General features: G+C 74.5%; 9 protein-coding genes, 4 tRNA genes and 1 other RNA gene. 9 read left to right on the top strand and 5 right to left on the bottom strand.

Going from position 1 to position 12,139, the window contains the following annotated elements; genetic code table 11:
- Positions 1-51 precede the first annotated feature (51 nt).
- From ACZ7JA_RS09050 to ACZ7JA_RS09040, 3 genes are read left to right on the top strand one after another with little or no spacing between them, the layout of a single operon-like run.
- A complete protein-coding gene (locus tag ACZ7JA_RS09050) occupies positions 52-1,203 on the top strand; it encodes an MFS transporter (RefSeq protein ID WP_470807965.1) in 1,152 nt (383 codons plus the stop codon).
- An 8-nt stretch (positions 1,204-1,211) separates the two neighbouring features.
- Positions 1,212-1,445, top strand: coding sequence for a hypothetical protein (locus ACZ7JA_RS09045; RefSeq protein WP_470807786.1), 234 nt, complete (start codon positions 1,212-1,214; stop codon positions 1,443-1,445).
- A complete protein-coding gene (locus ACZ7JA_RS09040; RefSeq protein WP_393432700.1) occupies positions 1,442-1,717 on the top strand; it encodes a hypothetical protein in 276 nt (91 codons plus the stop codon). The genes ACZ7JA_RS09045 and ACZ7JA_RS09040 overlap by 4 nt, the downstream gene beginning before the upstream one ends.
- A gap of 199 nt (positions 1,718-1,916) precedes the next feature.
- On the opposite strand, the gene ACZ7JA_RS09035 is transcribed toward ACZ7JA_RS09040, so the two are convergent.
- A tRNA-Ser gene (locus tag ACZ7JA_RS09035) sits at positions 1,917-2,004 on the bottom strand.
- A 72-nt stretch (positions 2,005-2,076) separates the two neighbouring features.
- On the opposite strand from ACZ7JA_RS09035, the gene ffs reads away from it, so the two are divergent.
- From ffs to ACZ7JA_RS09005, 6 genes are all read left to right on the top strand, one after another.
- An RNA gene (gene ffs, locus ACZ7JA_RS09030) (signal recognition particle sRNA small type) lies at positions 2,077-2,175 on the top strand.
- A 78-nt stretch (positions 2,176-2,253) separates the two neighbouring features.
- Entirely contained in the window at positions 2,254-4,545 is a 2,292-nt protein-coding gene (locus tag ACZ7JA_RS09025; protein ID WP_470807785.1) for a DNA polymerase III subunit gamma and tau, read from the top strand.
- A gap of 98 nt (positions 4,546-4,643) precedes the next feature.
- Positions 4,644-5,894 (top strand): phosphoribosylamine--glycine ligase, encoded by a 1,251-nt coding sequence (gene purD / locus ACZ7JA_RS09020; protein WP_351661441.1) that lies wholly within the window; start codon positions 4,644-4,646, stop codon positions 5,892-5,894.
- Positions 5,895-6,162: 268 nt separating this feature from the next.
- Positions 6,163-8,151: a hypothetical protein gene (locus ACZ7JA_RS09015; protein WP_470807784.1), complete on the top strand. Its 1,989-nt coding sequence runs from the start codon at positions 6,163-6,165 to the stop codon at positions 8,149-8,151.
- Between the two features lie 234 nt (positions 8,152-8,385).
- Positions 8,386-9,882: a N,N-dimethylformamidase beta subunit family domain-containing protein gene (locus ACZ7JA_RS09010; RefSeq protein WP_470807783.1), complete on the top strand. Its 1,497-nt coding sequence runs from the start codon at positions 8,386-8,388 to the stop codon at positions 9,880-9,882.
- Positions 9,883-9,952: 70 nt separating this feature from the next.
- Entirely contained in the window at positions 9,953-10,852 is a 900-nt protein-coding gene (locus ACZ7JA_RS09005; protein ID WP_351661432.1) for a phosphoribosylaminoimidazolesuccinocarboxamide synthase, read from the top strand.
- A 68-nt stretch (positions 10,853-10,920) separates the two neighbouring features.
- Here ACZ7JA_RS09005 and ACZ7JA_RS09000 read toward each other — a convergent pair.
- From ACZ7JA_RS09000 to ACZ7JA_RS08985, 4 genes are all read right to left on the bottom strand, one after another.
- A tRNA-Gly gene (locus ACZ7JA_RS09000) sits at positions 10,921-10,996 on the bottom strand.
- 332 nt (positions 10,997-11,328) lie between these two features.
- Positions 11,329-11,401 (bottom strand) — tRNA-Gly (locus ACZ7JA_RS08995).
- A gap of 82 nt (positions 11,402-11,483) precedes the next feature.
- Positions 11,484-11,555, bottom strand: a tRNA-Gly gene (locus ACZ7JA_RS08990).
- A gap of 158 nt (positions 11,556-11,713) precedes the next feature.
- Complete coding sequence (locus ACZ7JA_RS08985) at positions 11,714-12,031, bottom strand: histone-like nucleoid-structuring protein Lsr2 (protein ID WP_250404435.1); 318 nt, start codon at positions 12,029-12,031, stop codon at positions 11,714-11,716.
- Between the last annotated feature and the right edge of the window lie 108 nt (positions 12,032-12,139).

Below are 12,139 nucleotides of genomic sequence, written 5' to 3'. Positions count from 1 at the left end.
GACCTTGCGATGAGCCGGGCGAGCAGCGCGCGGTCCGCGTCGGCCCGGCGGATGTGGCCGCTGTACGCGGCCGGGTTCACCACGGCCTTCGGCGCGCACGGGATCGCCGCGAGCCTCGGCAGCGACACCGAGGGCGCGGTCACCTCCCTGCTGGTGCTCGGTGGACTGCTCGCCCTCTACGACGGCGCCGAGGTCGTCCTCAAGCCGGTGTTCGGCACCCTCGCCGACCGGATCGGCGCCCGTCCGGTGCTGCTCGGCGGGCTCGTGGCCTTCGCCGCCGCGTCCGCGCTGTACGCGGCGGCGGACAGCCCGGGCTGGCTCTGGGCGGCGCGCCTCGGGCAGGGCGCCGCGGCCTCCGCGTTCTCGCCGTCCGCCTCCGCGCTGGTCGCCCGGCTGAACCCGGCGGCCGGACACGGCCGGGCGTTCGGCGGCTACGGCTTCTGCAAGTCCGTCGGCTACACGCTGGGCCCGCTGCTCGGCGGCGTGCTGGTCCGGGCCGGCGGCCTGCGGCTGCTCTTCGCCGTCCTCGCCGTGCTGGGCGCCGCGGTCGCCGTCTGGGCCGCCGCCGCCGTGCCCGTCGTGGCCCCGCTGCCCAGGGCCCGGCAGACGGTGCTCGACCTCGCCCGGCGGCTCGCCGACCCGGCGTTCCTCGTCCCGACGTCGGCGCTGGCCGCGGCGACCGCCGCGCTGTCGGCCGGGGTGGGATTCCTGCCGGTCTCCGGCCGGACCGCCGGGCTCGGACCGGTGGCCACCGGTGCCGCGGTGTCGGCGCTGGCCGGGTGCGCGGCGGTGGTCCAGCCGAAAGCGGGGCGGGCTCTGGACGAGGGGCGCCTCACCGCACGGGGCGGACTCACCGCGGGTCTGCTGCTGGCGGCCGCGGGCCTGGGCTGCGCCATGCTGCCCGGCCTCGCCGGCGTGCTGTCCGCGGCGGTCCTGATCGGCGCCGGTACCGGCCTGATCACTCCGCTGGGTTTCGCCGCCCTCGCCTCCTCGGCCCCGCCGGAACGCCTGGGCCAGACCATGGGCGCCGCCGAGCTCGGCCGGGAACTCGGCGACGCGGGAGGCCCGTTGCTGGTCGCGCTGGTCGCCTCGCGCACCACCCTCGACCACGGCTACGCGGCCCTGGGCGCCCTGCTCGCCCTCGGCGGGGCCCTGGGGCTCGCCCGCCGCCGCGCTGGCTCAGAAAATCGAACACATGATTGAATTCGGTCATGCGAACGTTTCCCGACGACCTCGCGCAGGCGCAGAAGGAGTGGAGTGCCACGTACCGGCAGCTCGCCGAGCATCCTGGCCGCACGGATCTGCGCCGGCGTCTGTACCGGCTGTCGACCCGGACGTTCTTCCATCCGTACTGGCGGCACCGGCGCCCCGGCCCCGCCGCCTGGTGGGAGATTCGGGAGCTGGGCCGGGCGGACGGGCCCATGAGCGAGCGGTACCGCCGATGACCGGCTGGGACACGGGCGCCGACGCCCCGGACGACTCCGAGGGCATGCCGTCCGGACCGGTCCGCGTGACCGTGCACCCCCCGGCGCCCTCCGGCGGCCGGCGCGTCCGCGTGAACGGCGAGTTCCTGGGCCTCGCCCACAACGCGACCGACATAGCGGAGTTCCTCCGCCGGGCCGGCCTGGAGATCGACCCGTCGGACGTGCCCGGCGCCCCGTGGATCGACTGGCGCGGAGCCGGACCGGAAGGCTGGGACCCGGACGCGACCGCCTGACCCGGCGAAGCCGAGGGACCGGCGCGGGCGGCCGGGACCACGGCGACGACTTCCCGGACCTGCCGCGCGTTCGCAGGCACGGTCGTCGACGGAAACCCGGCCGAAGGCGGGCCCGGTCCCGGCGGCCGACCGGGCGGACAACGTCGAAGGGCCCCACTGCGAGCAGTGGGGCCCTTCGACATCGTGCCCGGTGAGGCACTGGCGGAGGATACGAGATTCGAACTCGTGAGGGGTTGCCCCCAACACGCTTTCCAAGCGTGCGCCCTAGGCCTCTAGGCGAATCCTCCGCCGGAAACATTACATGACCGAGGGGAGTGCTCGCGAACTCGTTCTCGCAGGCCGCCATCGGGTACTGTGGGCGCAGCCCCTCACGCGGCGCTATCTGACTGAACTCCCCCAGGGCCGGAAGGCAGCAAGGGTAGGTCGGCTCTGGCGGGTGCGTGGGGGGCGCTTGCGTTCCCGGGCGGGGCGGGCCGGTCCGGGGCGGGAACCTTGGGCGGGGTTGGTTGTCAGTGGACGCCTATAACCTCGTATGCGTGTCGTCTCTCGCGCTGTACCGCCGCTATCGCCCGGAGACCTTTGGCGAGGTCATCGGGCAGGAGCATGTCACCGACCCGCTGCAGCAGGCGCTGCGGAACAACCGGGTCAATCACGCGTACCTGTTCAGCGGGCCGCGTGGCTGCGGCAAGACGACCAGCGCGCGCATCCTGGCCCGCTGCCTCAACTGTGAGCAGGGTCCCACCCCGACGCCCTGCGGCGAGTGCCAGTCGTGCCGGGACCTCGCCAGGAACGGGCCGGGCTCGATCGACGTCATCGAGATCGACGCGGCCTCTCACGGTGGTGTGGACGACGCCCGTGAGCTGCGCGAGAAGGCCTTCTTCGGACCCGCGAGCAGCCGGTACAAGATCTACATCATCGACGAGGCCCACATGGTCACGTCGGCCGGTTTCAACGCGCTGCTGAAGGTCGTCGAGGAGCCCCCGGAGCACCTCAAGTTCATCTTCGCCACGACCGAGCCCGAGAAGGTCATCGGGACCATCCGGTCGCGGACCCATCACTACCCCTTCCGGCTCGTCCCGCCGGGCACCCTGCGGGACTACCTGGGCGAGGTGTGCGGACGGGAGGACATCCCGGTCGAGGAGGGCGTGCTGCCGCTCGTCGTGCGGGCCGGCGCCGGTTCCGTGCGTGACTCGATGTCCGTCATGGACCAGCTCCTCGCCGGCGCCGCGGCGGACGGTGTGACGTACGCCATGGCCACCTCCCTGCTCGGGTACACCGACGGGTCGCTGCTCGACTCCGTCGTCGAGGCCTTCGCCACCGGTGACGGGGCCGCCGCCTTCGAGGTCGTCGACCGGATCATCGAGGGCGGCAACGACCCGCGCCGGTTCGTGGCCGACCTGCTGGAGCGGCTGCGGGACCTGGTGATCCTGGCGGCGGTCCCGGACGCCGTCGAGAAGGGCCTCATCGACGCCCCGGCCGACGTGCTGGAGCGCATGCAGGCGCAGGCCTCCACCTTCGGCGCCGCCGAGCTGAGCCGCGCCGCCGACCTGGTCAACGAAGGCCTCACCGAGATGCGCGGCGCCAACTCCCCGCGCCTCCAGCTCGAACTGATCTGCGCCCGGGTGCTGCTCCCCGCCGCCTACGGCGACGAGCGGTCCCTCCTGGCCCGCCTCGACCGGCTGGAGCGCGGCGTCGCCTTCTCCGGCGGTGGCGGTGCGCCCGCCATGGGCTACGTCCCCGGTCCCGACGCCCACGCGGGCATGGCCCCGGGCGGTGCGCCCGCTCCGGCCGGCGGCGGTCCCGCCGCGGCCCGCGCGGCCGTACGGGGACCGGGCGGACAGCCCGCCGGCCCCGGCGTCCACGCCGGCCCGGGCGCCGGGGAGCCGCCGGCCCCCGCTCCCGTACCCGCTCCGGTTTCGCCCCCTGTCCCGGCGGCTCCCGCACCCGTGGCGCAGGCGCAGGCCCCCGCACCCGCTCCGGTGTCGCCCCCCGCCGCTCCCGAACCCCCGGCCCCCGCCGCCGCCCCGGCGCCCGGCGCCTGGCCGACCGCCGCTGCGGCCGGTGGCGGCCGGCGGCCCGGCGGCTGGCCCACGGCGGCCGCGACGGGCCCGCAGCAGGGTGGCGCCGCTCAGGCCCACTCCCAGCCGCAGCGCCCGGAGCCGACCGCGCCGGCGGCCGCCCCCGCGATGAGCGCCCCCGCCCCGGCGGCCCCCCAGGCCGGCGGGCTCGACCCCCGCGTGCTCTGGCCCAACATCCTCGAGGCCGTCAAGAACCGCCGGCGCTTCACCTGGATCCTGCTCAGCCAGAACGCCCAGGTGGCCGGCTTCGACGGCACCACCCTCCAGATCGGCTTCGTCAACGCCGGCGCCCGGGACAACTTCGCGAGCAGCGGCAGCGAGGACGTGCTGCGCCAGGCGCTGGCCGAGCAGTTCAGCGTGCAGTGGAAGATCGAGGCGGTCGTCGACCCCTCGGGCGGCTCCGCACCCCCGCCGTCCGGCGGCGCGCCGGGCTTCGGCGGAGGCGGCGGAGGCGCGGGCTACGGCGGCGCTCCCGCCGGCGGCTACGGCGCCCCGGCCGCCCCCCGTCCCGCGGCGCCCGAGCCTGCCGCGCCCGCGCCCGGCGCCTCCCGGGGCGGCGGCCAGCCCGCCCCGGCGCGGCCCGCCCCCGCTCCCCAGCCCGCCCGCGCCCCCGAGCCGCCCCCCGTCGCACCCGAGGACGACATCCCCGAGGACGACGATCCCGACCTGGACGAGTCCGCGCTGTCCGGCCAGGGCCTGATCGTGCGGGAACTGGGCGCGACGGTGGTGGAGGAGTTCACCCACGAGTAGCGGGGCCCGTCCGGCGGCGGGTCCGGCCCGGCGTTCGTAGGAACCCACAGGAAACCCGCCCGGCGGGCTTCGGCGACCTTGCCAGTAGGCTGAGCCCCGTGAAGGTCCTCGTCATCGGCAGCGGTGCCCGCGAACACGCCCTGTGCCGCTCCCTGTCCCTCGACCCCGACGTCACCGCCCTGCACTGCGCTCCCGGCAACGCCGGCATCGCCGAGGTGGCGGAGCTGCACCAGGTCGACGCGCTCGACGGCAAGGCCGTGGCCGCGCTGGCCGCCGACCTCGGAGCCGGCCTCGTCGTCGTCGGCCCGGAGGCCCCGCTGGTCGCCGGGGTGGCCGACGCGGTGCGCGAGGCGGGCATCCCGGTGTTCGGCCCCTCCGGGGAGGCCGCGCGGCTCGAGGGTTCCAAGGCGTTCGCCAAGGACGTGATGGCGGCGGCCGGAGTGCCGACCGCCCGGTCGTACGTCTGCACCACCGAGGCCGAGGTCGCCGAGGCCCTGGACGCCTTCGGAGCGCCCTACGTCGTCAAGGACGACGGCCTCGCCGCGGGCAAGGGCGTCGTGGTCACCTCCGACCTGGACGCGGCCAAGGCGCACGCGGCGGCCTGCGACCGTGTGGTCATCGAGGAGTTCCTCGACGGCCCCGAGGTGTCGCTGTTCGCCGTCACCGACGGCCGGACCGTCGTACCGCTCCAGCCCGCCCAGGACTTCAAGCGGGCCCTGGACGGCGACGAGGGCCCCAACACCGGTGGCATGGGCGCGTACTCGCCGCTGCCGTGGGCGGACCCCAAGCTGGTCGAAGAGGTGCTGGAGACGGTGCTGCGGCCGACCGTGGACGAGATGCGGCGCCGGGGCACCCCGTTCTCCGGGCTGCTGTACGCCGGTCTCGCGATCACCTCGCGCGGCGTGCGCGTCATCGAGTTCAACGCCCGCTTCGGCGACCCCGAGACCCAGGTCGTGCTGGCCCGCCTGCGGACCCCGCTGGCCGGCGTGCTGCTCGCCGCCGCGAACGGCACCCTGGCCGACCTAGAGCCGCTGCGCTGGAGCGAGGACGCGGCCGTCACCGTCGTCGTCGCCTCGCACAACTACCCCGGCGCCCCGCGCACCGGCGACCCCATCACCGGTCTGGACGAGGTGGCCGCCGAGGACGCCCCGCACGCCTACGTCCTGCACGCCGGGACGAAGCGGGACGGCGACGCGGTGGTCAGCGCGGGCGGGCGGGTGCTCTCGGTCACGGCGACCGGCGCGGACCTGGCCGCCGCCCGCGAGCGGGCGTACCGGGCGGTGGACCGCATCCGCCTCGACGGCTCCCAGCACCGCACGGACATCGCGGCGCGGGCGGCGGGCGCCTGACCGGCCCCGCACCCTCCCGCACACCCAGGCCCCGGACCCGAATCCGGGGCCTGTTCCTTGCTGTCTGTCGCCCACCTTTGACCAGAGCCATTCCATCGAGTGAGCAATCCCCCATACGGCTGACGGCGGCGGGGGCCCCAACTATGGTGCGGCGCAAGCGTTCCGGCACTTGGCCCACCGGCATTGCGATGTCAGTGACGGGTGCCACAGTGGGGGAGTGAGCAACGCCAGGACAGCGCGGGACCGGCAGAGGGGGTGAGGTCCGATCATGACCGGAACCGGAGTCGAGTTGGGCGCGCAGGCAGCGCGCTCGCGGGCCCTTGCCGTGCTGCGCGTCCGCGGCCGGGCCCTGGGGGTTGCCCTGCTGCCCGCGGCCGTCGAGGTGGTCCTGCTGACCGGCGGCGCCACCGGCCGGCTCACCGGCCCGGGCTGGGACACCGCCCGCTGGGCGGTGGGTGTGCCGGCCGCGCTCGTGCTGCTGGCCGCGACCGGCGTAGCGCTGGTGGTGGCCCGTGCCCGGCCGGCTGTGAGCCCCACGGTCCCGGTCGCCGAGAAGTCGGCCCCTGACCTGTACCGGCTGGTGCGCGACCTCGCCGACCGGCTCGACGTCCCCGCGCCCTCGGCCATAGCGCTGACCCCGGACTGCGACAGCTGGCTGGAGGACCGGGCCCACCCGGCCCACGGCCCGCCCCAGCGCCCGGCGCACGACAAAGCCGCCGGCCCCGGTCCCGGACCGGGCCCCGACGGCCGCCGGCGGGCCGCCTCGGCCCCCGTCCTCGTCATCGGCTCCCCGTTCCTGTGGTGGATGCGCGTCGGCGAGCTGCGCGCGGTCCTCGCCCCGGTCGTCGCCGGTACGGGCCCTTCCGCGCACCCGGACATAGCCGCCGCCCGGCGCTTCGTCCGTGGTCTCGACGCGGCGGTGGCGGTCGCCTCGACGCCCGGCCGCTGTCCGCTGACCCGGGTCGTGTGCGCGACCCTCGGCTGGGTCGCCCGGCTGATGCTGCGCGGCTGCCGCGAGCACGCGGCCCTGATGGAGCGCGGGGTCGCCGCGGCCGCCGCCGAGCGCGCGCAGGCCGTGGACTACGGCCTGCGGATCGTCGCCCAGGAGCAGGTCGGCCTCGCCTACGCGGGCTGGGACCGGCTGCTGACCAAAGTGGCGCTGCCCGCCTGGCGCATGGGCCGCTGGCCCTCCCGGCTGGACGCGGGCGTGGTGTCCGCCCTGACCGAGCTGTCCCGGCGCGACCGTCTGGCCGAGGGCTTCGCCTCCCGGCTCGGTGAGCGCCCCGCCTGCGACCTGCTGGAGGAGCCCGGCACGGTGGACGAGGCCGCCTCCCTGCTCGCCGCCCGCCTGTTCCACGGCGGCCCGGCCGAGACCGGCCCGGACTGGGCGCCGGTGGACTGGCAGGCGTACCCGGAGGAGGTCGTCGACCGCACCTGGCGCGCCCACGCGGCCCGCCTGCACCGCGTCCTGGACACCCTCGGAGTCCGGCCCGCCCCTGCCGCCCCCGGCCAGGGAGGCCCCACGCTCGCCCGGGTCCTGGACCACCTCACGGAACACGGCCACCCGCCCGCCGGCTCCGCCTGCGACCCGGCCGGGAGCCCGGACGGCGGCCGGACGACGGCCCTGGAGCCGGACGCCGGCGACGAGCCGCCCGGGCCGGCCGCCGCCGCGGACGCGGGCACCTCCGCCGACGCCGGCACCCCCGTCGACACGGACCCCGTGCCGACCGGCCGTCCCACCGCGCCCGCCGAACCGACCGGCACCTCGGACCACGTCCTCCCCGCCGCCGAGGACCCCGCTCCCGGCACGGAGGACGACGCCCCCGGCACGGAGGACGACGACGACTCCGACCCCGGCACCGAGCGCAGCGCGGTTCTCGCCGCCGGGCTGAGTGCGGAGCTGGCGCGGGAGGAGGCCGCCGCGCCCAAGGGCGCGACCGCCGCCGGGCTGTTCCCGGACAGCTCGCTCTGGGACGACGGCGCCCTGCCGCTGTTCCCGCTCCAGCCCCCGCGCACCGGACGCGACCTGCTCGCCGATCACGTCACGGCGATGGTCTGCTGCGCCGCCGTGGACACGGCCGGTGCGACCCCCGCCCTCGACTGGCTGGACGGCCCCTCCCTGCTGCTGGACGGCGAGCGGGCCGCCGACCTCGGACCCAAGGTGCTGCACCTGATCGAGGAGGGCGACCCCGGCCCGCTCCGGGACTGGCTGAGCGCGTCCGGGATACGCCCGGAGAAGCCGGTCCGGCTCGTCTGAACCGCGCCCGGCGCCTCGCCCGGCGCTCCACCTGAGAGGCTTCGGCGGACCCGACGCCGTAACGGAGGGCAGACTTCCAGTTCAGGTCAATTCGCAACGAACAGTGACCAGGTCCGTGCGTTATGTGATGTGCTGGGACCGACCGCGCACATGGCAAAGGCATGCGACATACGACAGCACGACCGAGCAGCACGCACCACGCTGGCAACGGGGGCATGAGGGAGGGGAGCGTCCATGGCCTCGGACCACATCCGCCGCTGGGAGTCCGGAGCGCTCGCGCACGCCGTCACGGACCCCTTCGGCCAGGGACCGGTTCCCTGGCTGCGCGGCAGTGAGACGTACTTCGACGACACGGGGCACGTCGTGCCCTGGTACGTCGACCCGAGCCCGCAGCAGCCCGCGGGCGAGCGGCCGCGCGTCCCCGCGCCGCGCACGTCCGGGCCGGGGCCCCGCTCGGCCGACGACGTGTACCGCCAGATCAAGGGCTTCACCTCTTCCGGGGCGGTCGCGCCCGGCGAGGCGATCGACTTCCACATCACGGTCGACCCGCCGCAGCAGTTCGGCGTCGACATCTACCGGATCGGCCACTACGGCGGCGACGGCGCCTCGAAGATCACCACGAGCCCCCGCCTCTCCGGCATCGTCCAGCCCGCGCCGCTGGCCGCCGACCGCACGGTGTCCTGCCACCACTGGTGGCTCTCCTGGCGCCTCCAGGTGCCCGCGAACTGGGCGGTCGGCGCCTACGTGGCCGTCCTCACCACCGCCGACGGCTACCGCTCCCACGTCCCCTTCACGGTCCGCGACAACCACCCGGCCGATCTGCTCCTGCTCCTGCCCGACATCACCTGGCAGGCGTACAACCTCTACCCGGAGGACGGCCGCACCGGCGCCAGCCTGTACCACGCCTGGGACGAGAAGGGCTGTCTGCTCGGCGAGCCGGACGCGGCCACCACGGTCTCCTTCGACCGTCCGTACGCGGGCGCCGGACTGCCCCTGCACGTCGGCCACGCCTACGACTTCATCCGCTGGGCCGAGCGCTACGGCTACGACATCGCCTACGCCGACGCCCGCGACCTGCACGCCGGCCGCGTCGACCCGACCCGGTACCGGGGGCTGGTCTTCCCCGGCCACGACGAGTACTGGTCGGTGCCGATGCGCCGGGCCGTGGAGGACGCCCGGGACCACGGCACCTCCCTGATCTTCCTGTCCGCGAACACCATGTACTGGCAGGTGGAGCTGGGTCCGTCCGCGTCCGGGGTGCCCGACCGGCTGCTGACCTGCCGCAAGCGCAAGGGCCCGGGGAAGCCGGTACTGTGGCGCGAGATCGACCGGCCCGAGCAGCAGGTCGTCGGCATCCAGTACGCCGGCCGCGTCCCCGAGCCGCATCCGCTGATCGTCCGCAACGCGGGCCACTGGCTGTGGGACGCGACCGGGGCGCGCGAGGGCGACGAGATCGAGGGCCTCGTGGCGGGCGAGGCGGACCGTTACTTCCCGCGCACCCCGCTGCCCGAGCACGACGAGCGCATCCTGCTCGCGCACTCCCCCTACACCGACAACGACGGCGTCCAGCGGCACCAGGAGACCTCCCTGTACCGGGCGCCCTCCGGGGCCTGGGTGTTCGCCTCCGGCACGTTCGCCTGGTCGCCGTCCCTGGACCGGCCCGGCCATGTGGACCCGCGCATCCAGCGGGCCACGGCGAACCTGCTGGACCGCATCTGCAAACGGGACTGACCCTGGGCGCACCCCGATCACCCGCATACGGGAGAATCGAGGCACTTGGACAGAACCACGGGGAGGAACCGTGTCCGGATTCGTAGAAAAGCCCGAGCCGATCCAGGTTCCGGGCTTGGTGCACCTGCACACCGGCAAGGTGCGCGAGCTGTACCAGAACGAGGCGGGCGACCTCGTGATGGTCGCCAGCGACCGCATGTCCGCCTACGACTGGGTGCTGCCCACGGAGATCCCCGACAAGGGACGTGTCCTCACCCGGCTTTCCCTGTGGTGGTTCGAGCAGCTGCGCGACCTGGCCCCGAACCATGTGATCAGCACCGAGCTCCCCGAGCACGCCCCCGCCGACTGGGCGGGCCGCACGCTGGTCTGCAAGTCGCTGCGGATGGTCCCGGTCGAGTGCGTGGCCCGCGGCTACCTCACCGGCTCGGGCCTCGCCGAGTACGTCGAGTCCCGCACCGTCTGCGGACTGGCCCTGCCCGAGGGCCTGGTGGACGGCTCGGAGCTGCCCGCCCCGATCTTCACCCCGGCCACCAAGGCCGAGGTCGGCGAGCACGACGAGAACGTCTCCTACGAGGAGGTCGCCCGTCAGGTCGGCGCGGACACCGCCGCCCAGCTCCGGCAGTCCACGCTCGCCGTGTACTCCCGCGCCCGGGACATCGCCCGCGACCGCGGGATCATCCTGGCCGACACCAAGTTCGAGTTCGGCTTCGACGGCGACACGCTGGTCCTCGCCGACGAGGTGCTCACCCCGGACTCCTCGCGCTTCTGGCCGGCCGACCAGTGGCAGCCCGGCCGCGCGCAGCCGTCGTACGACAAGCAGTACGTCCGGGACTGGCTGACGTCCGCCGAGTCCGGCTGGGACCGCCGGAGCGAGCAGCCGCCGCCGGCGTTGCCGCAGCGGGTGGTCGAGGCGACCCGGCAGAAGTACGTGGACGCGTACGAGCGGCTGACCGGCACCGCCTGGTCCTGACGCGTCGTGCCCCGGAGAAGTTCCGGGGCACGAAGAAAGCCCCCGGCCGGAACCGGGGGCTTCTTCTCTGGAGCGGACGACGAGGCTCGAACTCGCGACCTCAACCTTGGCAAGGTTGCGCTCTACCAACTGAGCTACGTCCGCGCTGCGCCGTGGCGCGAGAGCAACTATACCCAACCCGGCGGGTGCGCGGGACGCACTGCCGCACGGCGGCCCCCGCACCGGAGGCCGCCGGATCCCGGCAGGGCGGGTCCCGCACGTCCGGCGAGTCGCCGGCGGGGGTCAACTCCACGTCGGCGCAGGGGATTGCGGGGTGCGTGGTGCGGATGATGCGCCTGGGCCGTCGCACGCGGGCGTGCCCCGGTGCGGGCCGCAAGGATGTGGCAACCCTCACATGTCCGGCGCCCGGAGAGAACGTTCGGAAGAAGCGGGTGCACGAAAAAGCCCCGGTCCAGAAGACCGGGGCTTTTCTCCCGAGCGGACGACGAGGCTCGAACTCGCGACCTCAACCTTGGCAAGGTTGCGCTCTACCAACTGAGCTACGTCCGCACTGCCCCCGACCGGCTCCCACCGATCGGTGCGAGCACCAGCCTACCTGATCCACAGGAGTGGTCGGGACGACCGGTGCCAGAGCGGGTGACAGGAATTGCACACTGCGCCTTCCCCCTGGAAGGGGGATGTTCTACTACTGAACTACACCCGCACGGTCCGCGGGATCCGGCCTTTCGGCCTCGCCCCTCGGCGTGTCCCAGACATTAGCTGATCAGCAGGGGGGTAGCGCAAGTCGCCTCCCGGCGCGGCCAAGTGCACGGCCCCCAGGGCCCGCTGACGGACCCTGAGGGCTCGCCCCTTCGCGGGCCCTCACTGCGCGGCGCTGAACGCCTCGTAGACCTTCTTCGGGATGCGTCCACGCGCCGGCACGTCCATCTTGTTCGCCTGGGCCCAGGCGCGGACGGCCGCCGGGTCGGGAGCGACCTCCGTCTGCTTGTACGCCTTGCCGGACCGCGAGCGCTTGCGGCCCGCCTCCACGTAGGGCGCGAGCGCCTTGCGCAGTTCTCCGGCATTGGTTTCGTTCAGGTCGATCTCGTACGACTTGCCGTCGAGTCCGAAGGCGATCGTCTCCGCCGCTTCCGAGCCGTCGATGTCGTCAAAGAGCGTGACCACGACCTTTTGCGCCACGAATATCGGTCCCTTCGTGCGGCACGTCGATACAGCTCATCCAGCGATGACGTGCCGAGTATCGGCTATTGCCAATTCATTTGTACAGTGCCCGGCAATGCAAAGTGA

The organism is Streptomyces sp. NPDC038135, assembly GCF_055601245.1.
Note: the sequence above shows the minus strand (reverse complement) of the source record. Positions and strands in the feature narration are given on the sequence as shown.